The organism is Corallococcus carmarthensis, from assembly GCF_003611695.1.
Lineage (GTDB): Bacteria > Myxococcota > Myxococcia > Myxococcales > Myxococcaceae > Corallococcus > Corallococcus carmarthensis.
The window spans coordinates 1-18,082 of sequence record NZ_RAWE01000205.1 but is presented as its reverse complement, the minus strand read 5'-3'; the positions used below and the strand labels follow the sequence as shown (position 1 = coordinate 18,082).

The 18,082-nt window shown below is 69.8% G+C and carries 20 protein-coding genes and 1 pseudogene; 7 read left to right on the top strand and 14 right to left on the bottom strand.

Going from position 1 to position 18,082, the window contains the following annotated elements; genetic code table 11:
• Positions 1-119: 119 nt before the first annotated feature.
• Together D7X32_RS35325 and D7X32_RS35320 are read right to left on the bottom strand one after the other, a co-directional pair.
• Positions 120-443 (bottom strand): hypothetical protein, encoded by a 324-nt coding sequence (locus tag D7X32_RS35325; RefSeq protein ID WP_120606961.1) that lies wholly within the window; start codon positions 441-443, stop codon positions 120-122.
• Between the two features lie 29 nt (positions 444-472).
• Positions 473-847 (bottom strand): hypothetical protein, encoded by a 375-nt coding sequence (locus D7X32_RS35320; protein ID WP_120606964.1) that lies wholly within the window; start codon positions 845-847, stop codon positions 473-475.
• A gap of 230 nt (positions 848-1,077) precedes the next feature.
• On the opposite strand from D7X32_RS35320, the gene D7X32_RS35315 reads away from it, so the two are divergent.
• Both D7X32_RS35315 and D7X32_RS35310 read left to right on the top strand, forming a co-directional pair.
• The gene (locus D7X32_RS35315) at positions 1,078-2,427 is read left to right on the top strand and encodes a sigma-54-dependent transcriptional regulator (RefSeq protein WP_167506543.1); all 1,350 of its coding nucleotides are present in this window, start codon (positions 1,078-1,080) and stop codon (positions 2,425-2,427) included.
• Positions 2,428-2,545: 118 nt separating this feature from the next.
• The gene (locus tag D7X32_RS35310) at positions 2,546-3,007 is read left to right on the top strand and encodes a hemerythrin domain-containing protein (RefSeq protein ID WP_120606959.1); all 462 of its coding nucleotides are present in this window, start codon (positions 2,546-2,548) and stop codon (positions 3,005-3,007) included.
• 7 nt (positions 3,008-3,014) lie between these two features.
• Here the strand turns inward: D7X32_RS35310 and D7X32_RS35305 are convergent, their stop codons facing one another.
• The 7 genes from D7X32_RS35305 to D7X32_RS35275 form a co-directional block, all read right to left on the bottom strand.
• Positions 3,015-4,850, bottom strand: a complete 1,836-nt coding sequence (locus D7X32_RS35305) for a HAMP domain-containing sensor histidine kinase (RefSeq protein ID WP_120606958.1) — start codon at positions 4,848-4,850, stop codon at positions 3,015-3,017.
• Complete coding sequence (locus D7X32_RS35300; protein WP_120606957.1) at positions 4,847-6,010, bottom strand: sensor protein KdpD; 1,164 nt, start codon at positions 6,008-6,010, stop codon at positions 4,847-4,849. The genes D7X32_RS35305 and D7X32_RS35300 overlap by 4 nt, the downstream gene beginning before the upstream one ends.
• A 10-nt stretch (positions 6,011-6,020) precedes the next feature.
• On the bottom strand, positions 6,021-6,677 hold the full coding sequence (gene kdpC / locus D7X32_RS35295; protein ID WP_120606956.1) for a potassium-transporting ATPase subunit KdpC: 657 nt from the start codon (positions 6,675-6,677) through the stop codon (positions 6,021-6,023).
• Positions 6,678-6,700: 23 nt separating this feature from the next.
• Positions 6,701-8,761 carry a potassium-transporting ATPase subunit KdpB gene (gene kdpB / locus D7X32_RS35290; RefSeq protein WP_120606955.1) on the bottom strand — a complete coding sequence of 687 codons (2,061 nt, stop codon included), beginning with the start codon at positions 8,759-8,761 and terminating at the stop codon, positions 6,701-6,703.
• A 2-nt stretch (positions 8,762-8,763) separates the two neighbouring features.
• A complete protein-coding gene (gene kdpA / locus D7X32_RS35285) occupies positions 8,764-10,482 on the bottom strand; it encodes a potassium-transporting ATPase subunit KdpA (RefSeq protein WP_120606954.1) in 1,719 nt (572 codons plus the stop codon).
• A gap of 10 nt (positions 10,483-10,492) precedes the next feature.
• Positions 10,493-10,582: a K(+)-transporting ATPase subunit F gene (gene kdpF / locus D7X32_RS35280; protein ID WP_120543943.1), complete on the bottom strand. Its 90-nt coding sequence runs from the start codon at positions 10,580-10,582 to the stop codon at positions 10,493-10,495.
• A gap of 116 nt (positions 10,583-10,698) precedes the next feature.
• The gene (locus tag D7X32_RS35275; protein ID WP_120606953.1) at positions 10,699-11,796 is read right to left on the bottom strand and encodes an outer membrane beta-barrel protein; all 1,098 of its coding nucleotides are present in this window, start codon (positions 11,794-11,796) and stop codon (positions 10,699-10,701) included.
• Positions 11,797-11,930: 134 nt separating this feature from the next.
• Between D7X32_RS35275 and D7X32_RS35270 the strand changes: the two genes are divergently transcribed.
• Positions 11,931-12,758: a Fic family protein gene (locus D7X32_RS35270; RefSeq protein ID WP_147450391.1), complete on the top strand. Its 828-nt coding sequence runs from the start codon at positions 11,931-11,933 to the stop codon at positions 12,756-12,758.
• A 140-nt stretch (positions 12,759-12,898) separates the two neighbouring features.
• Here D7X32_RS35270 and D7X32_RS35265 read toward each other — a convergent pair whose 3' ends face one another.
• The 3 genes from D7X32_RS35265 to D7X32_RS35255 form a co-directional block, all read right to left on the bottom strand.
• Positions 12,899-13,270, bottom strand: coding sequence for a hypothetical protein (locus D7X32_RS35265; RefSeq protein ID WP_244239359.1), 372 nt, complete (start codon positions 13,268-13,270; stop codon positions 12,899-12,901).
• Between the two features lie 122 nt (positions 13,271-13,392).
• Complete coding sequence (locus D7X32_RS35260; protein WP_120606951.1) at positions 13,393-13,881, bottom strand: hypothetical protein; 489 nt, start codon at positions 13,879-13,881, stop codon at positions 13,393-13,395.
• Between the two features lie 9 nt (positions 13,882-13,890).
• Positions 13,891-14,793 carry a DUF2381 family protein gene (locus D7X32_RS35255; RefSeq protein ID WP_244239358.1) on the bottom strand — a complete coding sequence of 301 codons (903 nt, stop codon included), beginning with the start codon at positions 14,791-14,793 and terminating at the stop codon, positions 13,891-13,893.
• Positions 14,794-14,928: 135 nt separating this feature from the next.
• Between D7X32_RS35255 and D7X32_RS35245 the strand changes: the two are divergent.
• Positions 14,929-15,138, top strand: a pseudogene (locus tag D7X32_RS35245) (AHH domain-containing protein); the annotation flags it as partial.
• A 1-nt stretch (position 15,139) separates the two neighbouring features.
• Positions 15,140-15,727: an imm11 family protein gene (locus D7X32_RS35240; RefSeq protein ID WP_208752639.1), complete on the top strand. Its 588-nt coding sequence runs from the start codon at positions 15,140-15,142 to the stop codon at positions 15,725-15,727.
• Between the two features lie 54 nt (positions 15,728-15,781).
• Here D7X32_RS35240 and D7X32_RS35235 read toward each other — a convergent pair whose 3' ends face one another.
• On the bottom strand, positions 15,782-16,492 hold the full coding sequence (locus tag D7X32_RS35235; protein WP_120606949.1) for a class I SAM-dependent methyltransferase: 711 nt from the start codon (positions 16,490-16,492) through the stop codon (positions 15,782-15,784).
• Positions 16,493-16,573: 81 nt separating this feature from the next.
• Positions 16,574-17,167, bottom strand: coding sequence for a hypothetical protein (locus D7X32_RS35230; protein WP_244239357.1), 594 nt, complete (start codon positions 17,165-17,167; stop codon positions 16,574-16,576).
• Positions 17,168-17,346: 179 nt separating this feature from the next.
• On the opposite strand from D7X32_RS35230, the gene D7X32_RS35225 reads away from it, so the two are divergent.
• Both D7X32_RS35225 and D7X32_RS35220 read left to right on the top strand, forming a co-directional pair.
• A complete protein-coding gene (locus tag D7X32_RS35225) occupies positions 17,347-17,874 on the top strand; it encodes an RNA polymerase sigma factor (protein WP_244239356.1) in 528 nt (175 codons plus the stop codon).
• Positions 17,874-18,082, top strand: a 209-nt coding sequence (locus D7X32_RS35220) for an anti-sigma factor family protein (protein ID WP_208752638.1), incomplete at its 3' end; no start/stop codon positions are given. The genes D7X32_RS35225 and D7X32_RS35220, both read left to right, overlap by 1 nt.

Here is an 18,082-nt window from a genome sequence, read left to right as displayed (position 1 = left end):
ATGAGCGGCTCGTGGCCTCGGAGAGGTGTATAAGAGACAGCTTCCAGGGAGTTTCCCCGGCCCACCCCACGCGCGGTTTCATCCTGCATGGTGACGCCTTGCAGGACGCGACGCGGGCCTCAGCGCCAGGGGGTGAGCCTGGCGCGGCACGCATCGTCGCACTCGGGGAAGTCCCTGAGGAACCGGGCCTGTTCGCGGCACCGGAGCAGGAAGTCCCTGGCGTGGGGGCCTTCGCACAGGGTGCGGAACTCGTCGGAGGTCCGCTGGTACAGCGCCGCCCGCTCCTTGGGTGAGAGGCCCTGGAGGCGCCGCCGGTCGGAGCACGTGCTGGCGAGCGCCACCGCCGCCAGCGTCCACAACAAGAGCCAGCCGGGCAGGTCCCGCCACCAGGGCCGGGCCAGCCGCCGCGGCCCGGCGGCGACATCAGGGTCGGAAGAAGCCATGCCCCCCTTCAGGGCAAGGCGCGTGCCGCTCAGCGCGAGGGGCGGGGGAGGAAGGGCTCCACCTCGCGGCGGCAGGCGTCGTCGCACTCGGGGAAGCGGACGAGGAAGTCCGCCTGCCGGGCACACTTCTTGGGCCAGCGCGAGGCGCCGCCATCCACCAGGCACAGCAGGCGGAACTCGTCGCGGGTCTCCGAGAAGAGGGCCTCCCGCTGCGAGGGAGACATGGCGCTCAGCGCGCGGTTTTCCCCGCCCTGGAGCCAGATGAAGACGCCCACCATCGCCACGAAGACGAGGGCCAGCCAGGTGCCCTTGCGCAGCCAGATGCTGGGCGGTGGGGCCAGCTCCTTCGCGAAGATGTTCTTTTCATCGCCCCCCTCATCCGGAGGCGTCCCTTCGTTGCCCATGGGCTCCCGTCCATCCATGGCGCGTGCCAGCCGCACGGCCCGTGACGCAGCAGACACCAGCCGGTCCCGGGTTGCACCTTGCAACCGCACTCCGGGGCACACCGTGCCGGATGCGATGCGCCCCCCGTGACTTGCGCCGCCCGGCATCCGACAGACGGGCCCGGCACACGGCATGCTCTTAGACTGGGACCATGGAAGTGCGTGCCAGTGCCGAGGCGACGGAGCGCCCCATGCGGGTGCTCGTGGTGGACGACGAGCGAAACATCCGCCACACCCTGAGGGTGTGCCTGGAGGGCCTGAGCTGCGAGGTGCGCGAGGCCGCGACGCCGGAGGCCGCGCTCGCGGCGCTCGCCCAGGGACCGGCGGACCTGGCGTTCGTGGACCTGCGGCTGGGCAACGCGTCCGGACTGGACCTGCTGCCCCGCCTGCTCGCCGAGTCACCGGCGTTGGACGTCATCCTCATCACCGCCTACGCGACGTTCGACACGGCCGTGGAGGCGGTGAAGCGGGGCGCGCGCGACTATCTGCCCAAGCCCTTCACCCCCGCGCAGATCCGCCACGTGCTGGAGCGCGCGAAGGCGCAGCGGGAGCTGTCCTCGCAGCTGGGAGACCTGGAGGGGCAGCTGGCGCAGGCGGTGCCGGAGGCCACGCTGGAGACAGCGTCGCCGGCCATGCACGCGGCCATCGGCTTCATCACGCGCGCGGCCACGTCCGACGCGGCGGTGCTGCTGCGCGGAGAGAGCGGCACGGGCAAGGGGGTGCTCGCGCGGGCGCTGCATTCGATGAGCGTGCGTCGCAAGCGGCCCTTCGTCACCATCAACTGCCCCACCCTGTCCGAACAACTGCTGGCGAGCGAGCTGTTCGGCCACGCGCGCGGCGCCTTCACGGGCGCGGTGAAGGACCAGCCGGGACGCGTGGAGCAGGCGGAAGGGGGCACGCTCTTCCTGGATGAAGTGGCGGAGATGAGCCCGTCGCTCCAGGCGCAGCTGCTGCGCTTCCTCCAGGAGAAGCAGTTCGAACGGCTGGGGGAAGGACGCACGCGCAAGGCGGACGTGCGCGTGGTGGCGGCCACGCACCGCGACCTGGAGAAGGACGTGGCGGAGGGGCGCTTCCGCGAGGACCTGATGTACCGGTTGAACGTCCTGGAGGTGAAGCTCCCCGCCCTGCGCGAGCGGCCGGAGGACCTCATCCCGCTGGCACGCCGCTTCGTCGCCTTCTTCGCGAAGGCCGCGCAGCGTCCGGCGCCGGAGCTGTCGCCCGCCACGGAGGCGATGCTGCGGGCCTACCCGTGGCCGGGCAACGTGCGCGAGCTGCGCAACGCCCTGGAGCGGGCGCTCATCGTGGGCGCGTCGGGCGTGCTGGAGCCGCAGGCCTTCCCGGAGCGCATCGCCGCCGCGGTGGGGCCGGGGGTGAGCCTGGGCGGACCGCATACGCTGGAAGAGGTGGAGCGTGAACACATCCTGCGCGTGATGGCCTCCGCGCCGACACTGGATGAAGCAGCCCGCGTGCTGGGCATCGACGCGTCCACGTTGTGGCGCAAGCGCAAGAAGTACGAAGCGGACGCGAAGCCGGAGACGTGACGCGCGCGGCCTGTGCACCAGTGCATGCAGGGCTGGTCCCGGGGTCAGGGGCGTGCAGGGGCGCTCGTCCTCGCGAGCGGATTGCGCCCTGGCGCGCGCGTGAAGACCCTGGCCTGTCATGAACCTCATCGACGTGCTCATCCAGCAGCACCGGGACGCGGAGGCCCTCTTCGAGGCCTGGCGCCGCGCCCCGGACGAAGAGAAGCCGGAGCTGTGCCTGCGCCTGGCCGAAGCGCTCACGATGCACAGCACCATCGAGGAGCGCTGGGTGTATCCCGTCGCGCGAACGGTCGTGGCTGGGCCGCGCATCGACTTCGCGGTGGAGGAGCACGGGGAGATGACCCAGCTGCTCTCCGAGCTCTTGAGCGTCCGCCACGACGCCCGCCGCCGCGAAGCCACGCTGCGGCAGTTGGAGGCGGTGGCGGCACAACACATGGCGGAGGAGGAGCGCGAGATCCTGCCCCGGCTGCGCCAAATGGACTCGGGCGCGTTCGGCCTGTCCAGCGCTGAAATCGTCCGCTCCGCGTCCGACGCGCGCCGCGAAGCGATGAGACAGCTGGAAGCGTCCGCGCCGCCGTGACCGCGGCTCAGTCCTGTCCGGGCTGCGGCAGCGTGAACCAGAAGGTGCTGCCCTGCCCTGGCGTGCTCACCACGCCCAGCTCGCCGCCGTGGGCCTGGACGATGTCGCGTGCGATGGACAGGCCCAGCCCCGCGCCTCCCGCCGGAGCGCCCGGAGCGCGGTAGAACTTCTCGAAGATGCGGGCCTGCTCCTGCTCGGGGATGCCCTCGCCGGTGTCCCGCACCTCGAAGCGCGCGTGCGTGGCGCTCCGGGACACGTGCACGGAGACCTCGCCGCCCGGGGGCGTGTGCTTCACGCCGTTGCCCACCAGGTTCCCCAGCACCAGTTGGAGCCGCTCCGGGTCCACGCGCACGGTGTCCACGTCCGGAGACGCGGCTTGCGACAGGCGCACGCCCCGGTCCTCCGCCAGGGTGCGCTGCGCGGCCAGGGCGTGCTCCACCAGCTCCTCCGCGCGCACCTCGCGCAGGTCCAGTTGGAGCTGGCCGGACTGGATGCGCGACAGGTCCAGCAGGTCGTCCACGATGCCCTGCAACCGCTCACAGTCCTCGCGCGCCGCGAAGAGCAGGTCCGCCTGCTTCTCCGTCACGTTGCCCACGACGCCCTCCGCCACCAGGTGGATGGCCATGCGCAGGGAGGTCAGCGGCGTGCGGAACTCGTGCGCCACCGTGGCCACCAGGTCGTTCTTCAGCTCGTCGAAGCGGCGCAGACGCGTGACGTCCTGGAGGATGAGCGTGGCGCCCACCACGTCCCCCGTCTCACCGTGCACCGGGCTGCCTCGTGGCAGGAGCCACCGGCCGCCTTCCGGGGCGGACTCCACGCGCACCGCCTCCTCGTAGCCCCGGGGCTGGTACGCCCCCCGGCCACCGACGACGTGCGCGCGCACCCGCTCCAGCACGGCGCGCACCTCAGGCTCCACGCGGCCCAGCGCGTCCCCGCCTTCGTCCAGCCGCAGGCGCAACACCTCTTCCGCCGCGGCGTTCACGTTGAGCAGCTCGCCGTCCGCGCCCAGCACCAGCACCGGGTCGGGCAGGCTGTCGATGGCCGCCTGCGACACCGCCTGCGCCTGGAGCAGCTCGCCCAGGCTGCTCTTGCGGTACTGCCCCAGCCGCTCCGCCATGGTGTTGAAGTCCCGCGCGAGCGACGCGATTTCATCCCGGCCCTCCACCACCGCTCTCGCCTCCACGTCGCCCTGCCCCAGGCGGCGCACCGCCTGCGACAGCACCGACACGGGGCGCAGCGCGCGCTGCACCAGCGACGTGGTGAAGAACAGGCCGAAGCCCAGCGCCGCCGCCACCGCCAGCGACATCAGCGTGTTCACCCGTTCGCTCTGCTGGCGCAGCCGGTCGCTCTTGCGCACCATCGCGTCCTGGTTCAACGCGAGGATGGATGACGCGGCCGCCTTCGCCTCCTGGAAGGCCGGGGAGAGCGACTCGAAGTAGCGCGTGCGCGCGGACGCCGGCTCCGGGTCCTGGAGGAACACGTCGAACGCCGTCCGGTACTCCGCCCACGCGGTGCGCAGGCGGGCGGTGGCCTCCGCTTCACCGGGTTCGGTGATGTTGCCCAGCTGGATGCCCAGCTCCGACTCCAGCAGGGGGCGCTGGGCGGCCTGCTGGGCCATGCCGCGCTCGCGCTCCCCCGCGATGATGAACAGCGCCGCGCTGTCCATGCGCTCCAGCTGTTCGGATATGCGCTGGGTGGCCAGCACGCTGCGGTAGTTGTCCTCCAGCACCTGCTGGCCGGAGCGGCCCACGCGCGCCAGGGTGATGACGGCCGTGGCGCCCAGGAAGAGCAGCGCCAGCACCAGCGGCGCCTGGGCCAGCAGCAGACGCGAGCGCAACGTCATGGGCGCTTCTCCTCGTGGGACTCGAAGGACACGACGTGGATGTCGAAGCCCTCCCCTTCACGCAAGAGGCGCGCGTCCGCGGTCATTCCCAACCGCTGGCGCCACTTCGCCTGGTTCGAGCGGCCGATGATGATGTGCCCCACGCCGTGCGAACGCGCGAAGTCCAGCAGCGCCGCCACGGGGTCGCTCGCGCGCAGGCGCACCACCTCCGCGCCCAGCTCCTTCGCCTTCTCGATGTTCGTCAGCAGGTGCCGCTGCGCCTCCGCGTCGATGAGGTGCGGCGCCTCGCGCGGCGTCTCCACGTACACCACGAACCAGTCCGTGTTGAGCCGGCCCGCCATGCGGGACCCGCGGCGCAGCAGCGTCGCCGCGCGCGGCGGGTGGCTGGACAGGGCCACCAGCACGCGGCCCCAGGCGCCTCCCTTCTGGGAGGGCTCCTCGCCCGCGCGGACCTGTCTGCCCGTGGTGGCGCGGTCCAGGCTCTCCGCCACCTCGCGCAGGGCCAGCTCGCGCAGGGTGGAGAGGTTGTCTCCCGTGAAGAAGCGCTCCAGGGCGTGCGACACCTTGTCGGGCGCGTAGATCTTCCCGGCCTTGAGCCGCTCGTGCAGGTCCTCCACCGCGAGGTCCAGGTTCACCACCTGATCCGCTGTCTTGAGGAAGCTGTCGGGCAGCGTCTCCCGCACGGTGACGCCGGTGTTGCGCTCCACCATGTCGTTGAGGCTCTCCAGGTGCTGCACGTTGAAGGCACCAATGACGTTGATGCCCGCGGCCAGCAACTCCTGCACGTCCTGGTAGCGCTTGCGGTTGCGGCACACCGGCAGGTTGGTGTGGGCCAGCTCGTCCACGACGGCCACCTGGGGCCTTCTCGCGAGCACGGCGTCCAGGTCCATCTCCTCCACGGTGACGTCGCGGTAGCTGACGCGCTGGCGGGGCACGGCCTCCAGCCCCGCCACGAGCGCCTCCGTCTCCCGCCGGCCATGCGTTTCGATGAACCCCAGCACCACGTCCACGCCGCGCGCCTTGAGCGCGTGCGCTTCCTCCAGCATGCGGAACGTCTTGCCCACGCCCGCCGCGAAGCCGATGTAGAGCTTCAGCCGGCCGCGCCGGCCGCGCTCCACCAGCTCCAGGAAGTCCTCCGCGCGAGGTCGCCGCGTCGTCATGCCAGGGTCCTCATCTTCCGGGGAGCCCGCCTCGGGGGGACGGGGAGACGGGCTCCGCGGCGCCCAGGGGCGTCGCGGGCGGGGAAGCGGCCCCGCCGAACTGGCGGTCCATCGCCAGGTTCAACGTGAGCACATTCACCCGGGGCTCGCCCAGCACGCCGAACGTCCGGCCCTCCACCTGGGAGCGCACCAGGGCGCTCACGCGCGCCGGGTCCACCCCGCGCGCCCGCGCCACCCGGGGCACCTGCCACAGCGCGGCCTCCGGGGAGACGTGCGGATCCAACCCGGACCCGGACGCGGCGACCAGCTCCGCGGGGACCGGGCCCGGGGCGCCGGGGTTCTCGCGGCGCAGCCGCTCCGCCTCCGCCACCGCGCGCTCGCGCAGCTTCTGGGACGTGGGGCCCAGGTTGCTGCCGCTGGAGGCCGTGGCGTCGAAGCCCTGGCCCGCGGCGGAGGGGCGCGGCTGGAAGTAGTCCGGCCGCGTGAAGCCCTGGCCAATGAGCGCGCTGCCCACCTCGCGGCCCTGGCCGTCCCGCACCAGCGACCCGTTGGCTTCCTTGGAGAACAGCCCCTGCGCCATGCCGGTGACGGCCAGGGGGTACAGCACGCCCGTGAGGACCAGCGTGACGACGCTGGCGCGCAGGGCGACAAGCAGGGTGGAGACCATGGTGTCGGGATTCCTTTCCGGGCTCACGCCAGACCCACGCGGGTGAGCAGCACGTCGATGACCTTGATGCCCACGAACGGGACGATGACGCCGCCCACCCCGTACAGCAGCAGGCTGCGGCGCAGGAGCGCCGCCGCGCCCAGCGGGCGGTAGCGCACGCCCTTCAGCGCCAGCGGGATGAGCGCGACGATGATGAGCGCGTTGAAGATGACCGCGGACAGGATGGCGCTGAACGGCGACGTCAGCCCCATCACGTTGAGCGGGGCAATCTGCGGGAAGACGCCCATGAAGAGGGCCGGGAGGATGGCGAAGTACTTGGCGACGTCATTGGCGATGGAGAACGTCGTCAGCGTGCCGCGCGTCATCAGCAGCTGCTTGCCCACCTCCACCACCTCCAGCAGCTTGGTGGGGTTGGAGTCCAGGTCCACCATGTTCCCGGCCTCCTTGGCGGCCTGGGTGCCGGTGTTCATGGCCACGCCCACGTCCGCCTGGGCCAGCGCGGGCGCGTCGTTGGTGCCGTCACCCGTCATGGCCACGAGCTTGCCCTTGCCCTGCTCCGCGCGGATGAGCGCGAGCTTCGCCTCCGGGGTCGCCTCCGCCAGGAAGTCGTCCACGCCGGCCTCGCGCGCGATGGCGGCGGCGGTGCGCGGGTTGTCGCCGGTGATCATCACCGTGCGGATGCCCATGGCGCGGAAGCGGTCGAAGCGCTCCTTGATGCCGCCCTTCACCACGTCCTTCAGGTGGATGATGCCCAGCACCCGCGCGCCGTCCGCCACGGCGAGCGGCGTGCCGCCCGCGTCACCGATGCGGCCCGCGGCCTCCGTCAGCGCGTCCGGCACGCTGCCGCCCTGCTCCCGCGTGTGCCGCAGGATGGCGTCCACCGCGCCCTTGCGGATGCTGCGGGGGTGCGGGTCCACCAGGTCACAGCCGCTCATGCGCGTCTGCGCGGTGAAGGGGACGAACGTGGCCTGGTGCGCGCGCAGCTCGCGCGGGCGCAGCTTGTAGGTGTCCTTCACCAGCGTCACGACGGAGCGGCCTTCCGGGGTCTCGTCCGCGAGGCTCGCGAGCTGCGCGGCCTCCGCCAGCTCCTCCATGCGCACGCCCGGCATGGGCAGCAGCTCCGTGGCCATGCGGTTGCCCAGGGTGATGGTGCCCGTCTTGTCCAGCAGCAGCGTGTCCACGTCCCCCGCCGCCTCCACCGCGCGGCCGCTGAGCGCGAGCACGTTCTTGCGCAACAGCCGGTCCATGCCCGCGATGCCGATGGCGCTCAAGAGGCCGCCGATGGTGGTGGGGATGAGGCACACGAGCAGCGCGACCACGGCGGTACCGGACAGGGGCACGCCGGAGTAGAGCGCCAGGGGCACCAGCGTCACGCACGCCAGCAGGAACACCAGCGTGAGGCCCACCAGCAGGATGTGCAGGGCGATTTCATTGGGCGTCTTCTTGCGGGCCGCGCCCTCCACCAGGCCAATCATCCGGTCGAGGAACGACTCGCCGGGGTCCACGCCGATGCGGATGACGATGCGGTCGGACAGCACCTTGGTGCCGCCGGTGACGGCGGAGCGGTCGCCGCCGGACTCGCGGATGACGGGGGCGGACTCGCCGGTGACGGCGGACTCGTCCACGCTGGCGATGCCCTCCACCACCTCGCCGTCGCCGGGGATGACGTCCCCGGCCTCGCACACCACGCGGTCGCCCTTGCGCAGGGCGGGCGCGCCGACGCGCTCCTCGCGGCCGTCGCCGGTGAGGCGCCGGGCCTGGGTGTCCTGGCGCATGCGGCGCAGGGCGCTCGCCTGGGCCTTGCCCCGCCCTTCCGCCACGGCCTCGGCGAAGTTGGCGAAGAGGACGGTGAACCACAGCCACAGCATCACCGACACGGTGAACCACAGCGGCGCGCCGTCCGTGCGGGGGGACACGACGTCCTTGATGACGAACACGGTGGTCAGCAGGCTGCCGGCCCACACCACGAACATCACCGGGTTGCGGGCCACGTCGCGCGGGTGGAGCTTCTTGAAGCTCTCCCACACGGCGGGCTTGAGCAGCGCCGGGTCCAGCAGCGACGCCGGCTTGGACGAAGCAGCCATGGTCAGTACACCTTTCCGGCCGCGCCGAGGAAGTGCTCGACGATGGGGCCCAGGGACAGCGCGGGGAAGAACGTCAGCGCCCCCACGATGAGGATGACGCTCACGAGCAGGCCGGTGAACAGCACGCCCTGGGTGGGGAAGGTGCCGGGCCCGGGGGCCACGACCTTCTTGCCCACCAGCGAGCCGGCCAGCGCCAGCACCGGCACCATCATCAGGAAGCGGCCCGCGAGCATCGACACGCCCAGGCCCAGGTTCCAGAACGGCGTGTTGGCGTTGAGGCCCGCGAAGGCGCTGCCGTTGTTGGCGACGCCGCTGGTGAACGCGTAGAGGATTTCCGACAGGCCGTGGGGGCCCGCGTTGTTGAGGGACGACGTGCCCTGCGGAATCACGGCGGCCACCGCGGACAGGCCCAGGATGACCAGCGGGAAGATGAGCACGTACAGCATGGCGAGCTTCATCTCGCGCGCTTCGATCTTCTTGCCCAGGAACTCAGGGGTGCGGCCCACCATCAGCCCCGCGATGAACACCGCGAGCACCGCCATCATGAGGATGCCGTAGAGGCCCGCGCCCACGCCGCCGAAGATGACCTCGCCCAGGTGCATGTTGACCAGCGGCACCAGCCCGCCCAGCGCGGTGAAGCTGTCGTGCATGGAGTTGACCGCGCCGCACGAGGCGTCGGTGGTGACGGTGGCGAACAGCGTGGAGGCGGCGACGCCGAAGCGCGTCTCCTTGCCCTCCAGGTTCCCGTCCTGGGCGACCGCGGCGGCGGCCAGGGCGGGGTTGGCCTGGGACTCCGCGGCGTAGCTGGCGCCAGCGCCCGCGAAGAAGAGCAGGGACATGGCGGCGAAGAGGGCCCAGCCCTGCCGCGTGTCGCCGGTCATCCTGCCGTAGGTGTACGTCAGGCCCGCGGGCAGCAGGAAGATGAGCAGCAGCTGCACCAGGTTGGTGAGGGGGGTGGGGTTCTCGAAGGGGTGGGCGCTGTTGGCGTTGAAGAAGCCGCCGCCGTTGGTGCCCAGCATCTTGATGGCCTCCTGCGAGGCCACCGGCCCGAAGGCGAGCGTCTGCTTCGCGCCCTCCACCGTGTCGACGCCGTGGTACGGCGCCAGGTTCTGGATGACGCCCTGGGACACGAAGAACAGGGCCGCGACGATGCTCAGGGGCAAGAGCACGTAGAGCGTGGCGCGCACCAGGTCGCCCCAGAAGTTGCCCAGCGTCTTGCGGCCCTCTGGGCCGGGGCGGCGGGTGAGGCCGCGCGCCAGCGCGAGCGCGACGCCCAGGCCCGCCGCGGCGGACGCGAAGTTCTGCCACGTCAGCCCCAGCATCTGGGTGGCGTAGCTCATCGTGGATTCGCCCGCGTAGGACTGCCAGTTGGTGTTGGAGGTGAAGCTGGCGGCGGTGTTGAAGGCCAGCTCCGGGCCCACGGCGGGCAGCCCCTGGGGGTTGAAGGGCAGCAGGTGCTGCACGCGCTGGAGCGCGTAGACCCCCAGCACGCTGAAGAGGCTGAAGGCGAGCAGGGAGGCAGCGTACTGGCCCCACGTCTGCTCCTCCTCCCGGGACACGCCGCACAGGCGCAGCAGGCCGCGCTCGACGGGGCCCAGCACGCGCGGCAGGGGGCGGGCGTCCGTTTCGAGGACGCGGAAGAGGTAGGCGCCCACGGGCTTCGTCAGGGCGAGCACGAGGGCGAAGAACAGCAGGGTCTGCGACCAGCCGATGAGGGTCATGGCGGGGCTCCTAGAAGCGCTCTGGCCGGAGCAGGGCGTAGACGAGGTAGGCGGACAGCAGGACCGCGAGCGCGGTCCCGGCGACGTATTCGAAAGTCATGACAGGGGACTCCTCACAAGCGCTCGCAGCCGTGGACATAGGCTTGCGTGAGCGCGAAGAAACCAACGGTCACCAGGATGAGGACGAGGTCCATGGCGGGAAGCTCCGCTTCGGGTTCAGAAGGTGGCGGTCGCGCCGACGACGACCAGGGTCTGGGTTGAGCGCGGCAGGGGCGGCCCTTCCTCCCCACGCGCGGGTCCGTCGAAGACGTTCTGGGTCGAGTGGTCGTGGCGCGCCTCGGCCTTGAGGGCCAGGTGTTCCGCGGGCTTCACTTCCAGGGTGAGCGTGCCCTCGGCCAGGGTCTGCGCGGTGCCGCTGAGCAGGCCGTCGCGGTCGCGGTACACCTCCGCGCGCGCCGTCACTGCCACGGGGGGCGCGAGCTGGACGCGGACGTTGGCGCCCGCCGCGTACCAGAGGGCGGCGGAGGTCCCGGGGCGGCCCTGCCGGCCGACGTCCGCGGTGGCGGCGATGCTCACGGTGCCGGTGGCCTTCAGGGTGACGACGGTGTCCGCGAACAGACGCAGGGCTTCCGCGTCGCCGGAGCCCTCGTTGCCCACGAAGGTGTTGAAGGCCGCGCTCAGCCGGTCCCCCGCGTAGGCGACCTGGGTGCCCAGGGCCTTGCCGCCGTTGTTGTCGCCAATGGTCTGCCAGCCATTGAGCAGGTGGAGCTGCGCGCTCCAGCGCTCATCGAAGCGCCAGGTGCCCTTGAGGCCCGTCTGGTAGTAGGGCGAGAACTCGCCCATCCACGAGCGGGTGTAGGTCCAGTTGAGCTGGGATTGGAAGGACTCCAGGCCGATGTGGCTGGGATAGATGCCCGCCTCCAGGGTGAGGGGGCCCTGTTCGAAGGACAGCGAGGCCCTCTGCACGTAACGCCAGACATCGGGGCCGGTGGCGTCCTCCTCGGGCTCCGCGCGGTGCAGGACATCCATGCCGGTGCCGAAGCCGAGCAGCACGTGGAAGCCCACGGGCTCTGGCTCCAGGCTCACGCCCAGCGAGGCCAGGTTGACGGTGATTTCATCGTGCCGGCGGGCGGTGGTGCCAGTGCCCGGCAGGAAGTTCACGTCGCTGCCGGGGCGGTTGAAGTTGTAGCCGTAGTAGGCGTCCACGCCGCCCTCGACCTGGAGCCGGGAGAGCACGGAGGAGGGGGACGCGGCCTCGGAGGCCTGTGCCGACAACACCTGAAGCAGCGAGGAGAAGAGTTCGGGGATGGACATGAGGCCTGCCCTCCAGGAGCATTTCCTGTACCGCCCGCCGGGGACGGGGCGCCCAGCGATTCCAGCGGGTTACGTCAGCATCCCGTGGAGCCGGGTTGCAAGATGCAGGAATAGGGGCCGGCGAGGGTCGCAGGGTGAAAGGAGGCGACAGCGGACAGTCGGGCAGCGGCGAGTGGTTACAGTGGAGCGCGGAGGTGGTTGGCGTGCATGCGTACCGGTGGAACGAGAGCATCGAACCCAGGCTTCAGCAGGCGACCGAGCGGATGCGCCGGCTGCGTGCCACCAAGATGCCTGCGGCCGCGGTGCAGAGCCTGCGGCACTGGTTCCGGATCCACCACACGTACAACTCGAATGCGATCGAGGGGAACCGGCTGACCCTGCCGGAGACTCGTGCGGTGGTGGAGGACGGCATCACCATCGCGGGCAAGTCGCTGAAGGATCACTTCGAGGCGGTGAACCTCGCGCATGCGCTCGACTTCGTGGAGGCGCTGGCCCGCAGGGAGACCGTGCTGGGCGAGCGGGACGTGCGCGAGATGCACGGCATCGTCCTGCGGGGTATCGACCCTGAGAACGCGGGTTCGTACCGGCGCATCAACGTGCGGATCGGCGGCACGAAACATGTCCCTCCGGAAGCGGTCCGCGTGCCCGAGGAGATGCGGACGTTCGGAGAATGGTTGGCTGGCGCCAAGACCGAGCACCCGGTGGTCGTCTGCGCCATCGCGCATGCGTGGTTCGAGACGATCCATCCCTTCGTGGATGGAAATGGGCGGACAGGGAGGCTGCTCGCCAACCTGTTGCTGATGCGGGAGCACTTCCCCGCCATCGTCCTGCTCCTCGAGGACCGGGCGCGGTACTACGCAGCGCTGGATGTGTCCCATTCGGGAGACATCACCGCGATGGTGGAGATCACGCTCGACAGGCTGGACGATAGCTTCGAGGAGCACGAGCGCGCGGCCCGTTAAGTCATTGAGGTCCGCGAGCCTGTGATTGATGACCTGACGGAGCACCTGGGCAAGACGCGGGCCGCGCCGTCATCCCAGTTCGGCCGTTGGTCTGAAGCCATCCGCGCTCCATGCAGGCACCTGCTCCAGGCCCGCTGACTTCACGGACTGCTGGACACGGACGAGTCACAGTCCGAGGTGCACTTGCCCGAGCAGACGACCTGGCCGGGATACGAATCCAGGATGGCGCACTCGGTGCCGCCCGTGCAGGACACGAGCTCGCTGCACACCTTGGAGTCGTCCACGCAGCGCGCCTTCGACTCGCCGTCCAGCTTGAGCACGAGGCAGGACAGGCCCTGCGGACACTGGGACAGGTCCACGCCGCACTCCTGCGCCAGGTCCAGCGACTGGCCCTCCCGCAGCTTCAGCCTCCCCTGCCCTCCTTCGTCGTCCGAACCACAGGCCGCGAGGGTCATCACCGTCAGACAGCATCCCAGCATCCGCATCCAGCGCATCGTGGCTCCTTGGATCACGTGAAGCCTCATGCCCGGAGCAAGGGATGGACCAGGAGGGCGTCGCAGGGATTCCGCGCGTTTGGCGGGCAGAGCGGACCTCGGAAATCTGATGGGGCCTCGGATCCCTGGCGGCTCACGCCTCAGCGGAACTCGTCCACGATGTACATGCCGGCGCGCGCTGAATCGAGGATGGCTGTTCCTGGCTTGGATTCGGGACGTTTGCGCAGCTGCCCGAAGCCGAGCCTCGCGACCGCGCAGATGGGGACCCTGTCTCCACCATTCATGAAGTGGGCTTCGTAATAGCGGATGACCGGCTGAGCACCGCCAGTCCACACGCGGCCATACAGCCGAAGCGGCGCTTCCAACGTGCCGACGTCCTGATCCAGCACGCTTTCGATGGGCCCGTCATACAGCGTGATGGTCTCCGCTCGACTCTGGTTCGCGTCGAGCTGTACCCATGCGGACTCTCCCACGTAGAGGCGCAGGTACCGCATGACCTCCAGCGCCTTCTCCGGACACTTCTCCGCCATGGGAGTGCCATCCGAGCGAAGGCGCACGTCACCCGGTGCCGTCGCGCAACCCAGCGGCAGCCCCAGCAAGCCCATGAGCACGTATTGGCGGGGAGTCATGCGGCGTTCCTACTCCCCCAGCAGGGCCGGATCCAACTGAACAAAGGCCTGCAGGAGTCCATCCTGCCGGTACAGCTCCAGCCGCAGCGCGGTCAACGTCCCACCCTCCAGGAAGGCGCTTCCGTCCACGACGAGGCCAATGACTCCAGACATCCCGGGCTCAAGGACCGACGCCGAGGAGCGCACCGCGAGGGCCCGCTCCCTTGCATCCGCGACGCCCACCAACCGGACGGACTTCATGCTCCAGGAGCGCACAGCGTGGAGGTTCTTGACCCTGAACACGACCGCGGCCTTGCCCTTGCCGCGATAGACCGTGCCCTCCAGTTTCGCGCCGTCGTCCTTCCCGGAAAAGCGCTCCACGCCCTTGAAGGGAGTCTGCGCCTCGGCCTCCGTCGTCAGCAGTGCCGCCAACGCATGGTCCTCGGAGACCTCTTCCTTGCGGAAGCGCTCATTCTCCACACGCAGGGCCTTGTTCTCCTTCTCCGAATCCAACAGCGCGGAGGCCATGGCCTCGTAGCCATCCCGGTCCTTGTAGACGTTGAGTTGCTGGTCCGCGCTGCCATGCTCACGCCGCCCCGGAGGCCTGAGCAGGAACGGGACCTCCCGGTCATCCGACAGCGTCACCAGCAGGGAGAAGCCTTCCTCCGGTGACAGGTCGCGCCGGGGCTCCAGCACCACCTTCCGGCCCACGACGCCCATCGGTTCGAACCGCCCCTCTCCGCCCACCAGCCGCGCTCGGAGCGGCGCGACGTCCTGCTCGAAGCGCAGGACCGTCACGACCTGCCCCTTCACGTAGATGCACTGGGGCGCGGCTTCGGGCTGCTCGGGGAGGATGAGCGTCCGGATGACGGCGTGCTCGTGCTCCTCCGCCACGGCCGCGCCCGCGAGCAGCGTCCCGAGCAGTGCCCACATCCCAGGTAGAGCGATTCGCATACAACCCGGGACATAACATCCCGTGTTCAGGGCGCGAAGCGCGCCAGGAAGACCTTGTACTGGAGCGACACAAAGAGCGTCTTCGGCGCCACCAGCCCCGCCTGCGCGAACATCGTGAACAAGGTGCGGCTCAATGGACACGAGGGGCCTCATCCAGAGCGCTACCACAAAGAAGTGATGGACCGCTTGGAGCGAGCTGTCGAGCGATGCCGAACGACGGAAGCCTGCCGGGCCAGCTTGATGAAGGAGCTTGCGAGGATAGCGAACGAGCTTCTGACACAGGGCTCCGATTTGCGGAGTCTCATTGTGAAGGTGGAGGGGTGAGGTGGAGCGCTATTTCTACTGGGTGAGGCTGGGTGATGTGCCGCAATGGCTCATCGAGACACCGACACGGTGCTCAGGTGAGGTTTTTGACGAGCCTTGGATGTTCGCTGATGGCCGTGTCCTCGAAGGACCCGGGTGTATGAAGGCCCTCATTGCGACCCCAGGCAAGAGGCGGGCGTTCGTATTCTCCGTGATAGAGCGGGCCCCCATTGTCAGCCATGCCATCGCGAGCGTTTTCCGGGCACTGGCCCCCGATGACGTTCAGCTCTTTCCGGTGATGGTGGAGGGAGAGGCCGACCCGTTCTTCGTCGTCAATGCGACCAAGGTGGTTGATTGTATCGACGAGGCACGGTGCAGGGAGGTTCACCACGATGACGAGGACGCCCCCTCCCCTGAAGATGAAGGGGAGTACCGGTGGATCTACGGACTGCGAATCGACCCCTCGAAGACCGAGGGCGCGCATGTCTTTCGGCTGAAGAAGTTCAAGACGGCGTTCATCGTGTCGGAGGACATCAAGAACGCACTCGAGGGGGTCGGGAACCTGGGTGTGTCGTTCGAGCGCGTAACGGGAGCGCCCGAGCCCCATTGACGGTCGATGCTGAGTGCCATCGGGTCTCGCTCCCCTCCCGGGGGTCCAAGCCACTCAGGGCTCGAAGCGCGACAGGAAGACCTTGTACTGGAGCGACACGAAGAGCGTCTTCGGCGCCACCAGGCCCGCCTGCGCGAACATCGCGAACAGGGCGGCATCGGACTCGATGGGCTGCATCTTCGCGTAGGCCTGACGCCGGGCCTCCAGCTTCTCCGGGGTCACGCCATACGTCCGCAGCCGCCGGAGCTCCACGTTCGTCAGCTCCGGGTCCTTACCGATGCGGCAGCCCAGCACCAACGGCGCTCCCGGCTTGAGCCTCCGCGTTACCTCTCGCAGCAGTTCGACGCGGGCCTGCTCGCCCTCCACGTGGTGCAGCACGCCCATCAACTGCGCGCCGTCGAATGGGGGACCGGGCGGCAGGGTGCGCAGCTCGCCCTCGTGAAGGTGCGTGCGCGCGAGCAGCCCTTCCGCTTCCAAGCGCTTGCGCGCGACCTCGAGCATCGCGCCCGAGGGCTCCACACCCGTGAAGCGCCAGCCCGGCACATCGAAGCGCTGGTAGGGCACCAGCTCCGCGCCCGTGCCCAGGCCCACGTACAGCAGGGACGCCGTGTCCTGACCGTCCAGCTGAGCAGCCAGGGCGCTGACGCCCAGCTCATACGCCGCCTGGTAGCCAGCGAGGTTGACCGCTGCCTGGGCGTCGTAATGGGGCGCGCGGTCGGCACCAAAGCCATGCACCGGCGCGTGGGCGGAGTGTTCGTGGGTCATGATGACCGGAAGATGCGCCCGGCCTTCGCTGAAGGGTAGAGCGGGGATTCGGACTGGATCGGCGGATCTTTCGATGGAGGCCTACTCCTCCGGAACGAACCCGCTTCCCTCGCGCCGGAACACCGCTCCGACCGGCGCGTCCCGGCCGTGAAACACATGGTCCGCCAGCCCGTCCTCCGGCTCCCACATGCGGAACCGTCCCATCGGGCCCAGCCCGGTGAACAGCAATTGGCCGTGGTCCACCATCACCCCGGCCACCTCCTCCGACCGGACCGCCTCCGCCTCCTCATCCACCACGACGTCGATGGACCGCCAACGCCCGCCGGACTCTCCCGCCGGCATGGGCATTCCAATCACTTTCAACCCACGGCCCACGGGCAGGTCTCCCGCCACCACCGCCCACAGGCCGTTGTACTTCACAACTCCCAATCCCTTTCCATGCTCCAGGGCCAGCCGGGCCCGCTCCGTGTGAGGAATCCGCGCGGACAGCACCTCCGTGTGCGCGTTGAAGCCCCGCTCCCGGGCGAACCCCGCGAAGTGCGCCGCGGCGTCCTCCGGGTCCCTCCGGTCGAAGAGGAAGCGCGGGTTGAATTCACGGTCGTCGCGGCCTGCGTCGTGGGTCCGACCCTCTGCCACGAAGTCAGACACGCCCCAGACAAACAGAATGGCTTTCACCTCCGCACCCACACGCGCAGCGCGATCCAATCAACCCGCGTCCGCGCACAAGGGCTGTCATCCAAATCCCCCCAGCCGTAAGGCTTTAACAAGGTTTTAAAGGAATCAGACCTATCACGTTTTCTTTTTAGTACCGGCACTGGGGGCTGCACGTGAGAGAAGAACTCGACACTTCCGACATGGAGTACGCCGATTTCGCGGTCCGCCATCAGCCCATCCTGATGGCGGTCGCCCGGAACATCTGCGGGGGGAATGCCGATGCTCGCGACGACCTGATCCAGGACGTCCTGCTGCGGGCCTTGCTGAAGTGGGACACCTTGCGCGGCTGGGGGGAGCCGGAGCGCCGCGCGTGGCTGGTGCGGGTGCTGCACAACCGCTTCCTCGACCAGTGCCGCCGCTCGCGCACGGAAGCCACCACCGCCATCAACCTGGGCAACGTGCACAAGCTCTTCGAGGAGCCGACGGCGCCGGACCTGGAGCTGTGGGAGTGCATCACCGAGCCGGAGCTGCTCAAGGCCGTCGCGGCGCTGCCCTTCAACCTGCGCCGCACCTTCGAGCTGCACTCGGAGGGGCTGCGCCACGCGGAGATCGGCCGCCGGCTCGGGTCGCCCGTGGGCACGGTGGGCACGTGGCTCTACCACGCGCGGCTGAAGCTGCGTGACCAGCTCCGCGACATGGCCGAGGCCCGCCGGAAGCTGGGGAGCTGATGAACGTCCACTGCACCCAACTCCCCGCCTTCGTGGACGGGGAGCTACCCCTCGAACACCACGAGGACTTCCGCGCGCACCTGGCCTCCTGCGAGGCGTGCGGCGTGCGGTTCCATGACCTGCTGCAGGCGGACATCCTCGGGCGGCTGGCGCACGCGAAGGCGGAGCAGACTCCCGAGGCCACGGAGGCCCCCCCAGCCCCGTGGCC

What these genes read in the sequence shown, in the direction of transcription:
- D7X32_RS35325 (WP_120606961.1), bottom strand. Translation starts at nt 443, where the DNA reads ATGGCTTCTTCCGACCCTGATGTCGCCGCCGGGCCGCGGCGGCTGGCC.
- D7X32_RS35320 (WP_120606964.1), bottom strand. Translation starts at nt 847, where the DNA reads ATGGGCAACGAAGGGACGCCTCCGGATGAGGGGGGCGATGAAAAGAAC.
- D7X32_RS35315 (WP_167506543.1), top strand. Translation starts at nt 1,078, where the DNA reads ATGCGGGTGCTCGTGGTGGACGACGAGCGAAACATCCGCCACACCCTG.
- D7X32_RS35310 (WP_120606959.1), top strand. Translation starts at nt 2,546, where the DNA reads ATGAACCTCATCGACGTGCTCATCCAGCAGCACCGGGACGCGGAGGCC.
- D7X32_RS35305 (WP_120606958.1), bottom strand. Translation starts at nt 4,850, where the DNA reads ATGACGTTGCGCTCGCGTCTGCTGCTGGCCCAGGCGCCGCTGGTGCTG.
- D7X32_RS35300 (WP_120606957.1), bottom strand. Translation starts at nt 6,010, where the DNA reads ATGACGACGCGGCGACCTCGCGCGGAGGACTTCCTGGAGCTGGTGGAG.
- kdpC (WP_120606956.1), bottom strand. Translation starts at nt 6,677, where the DNA reads ATGGTCTCCACCCTGCTTGTCGCCCTGCGCGCCAGCGTCGTCACGCTG.
- kdpB (WP_120606955.1), bottom strand. Translation starts at nt 8,761, where the DNA reads ATGGCTGCTTCGTCCAAGCCGGCGTCGCTGCTGGACCCGGCGCTGCTC.
- kdpA (WP_120606954.1), bottom strand. Translation starts at nt 10,482, where the DNA reads ATGACCCTCATCGGCTGGTCGCAGACCCTGCTGTTCTTCGCCCTCGTG.
- kdpF (WP_120543943.1), bottom strand. Translation starts at nt 10,582, where the DNA reads ATGACTTTCGAATACGTCGCCGGGACCGCGCTCGCGGTCCTGCTGTCC.
- D7X32_RS35275 (WP_120606953.1), bottom strand. Translation starts at nt 11,796, where the DNA reads ATGTCCATCCCCGAACTCTTCTCCTCGCTGCTTCAGGTGTTGTCGGCA.
- D7X32_RS35260 (WP_120606951.1), bottom strand. Translation starts at nt 13,881, where the DNA reads ATGACTCCCCGCCAATACGTGCTCATGGGCTTGCTGGGGCTGCCGCTG.
- D7X32_RS35255 (WP_244239358.1), bottom strand. Translation starts at nt 14,793, where the DNA reads ATGTGGGCACTGCTCGGGACGCTGCTCGCGGGCGCGGCCGTGGCGGAG.
- D7X32_RS35235 (WP_120606949.1), bottom strand. Translation starts at nt 16,492, where the DNA reads ATGACCCACGAACACTCCGCCCACGCGCCGGTGCATGGCTTTGGTGCC.
- D7X32_RS35225 (WP_244239356.1), top strand. Translation starts at nt 17,347, where the DNA reads ATGGAGTACGCCGATTTCGCGGTCCGCCATCAGCCCATCCTGATGGCG.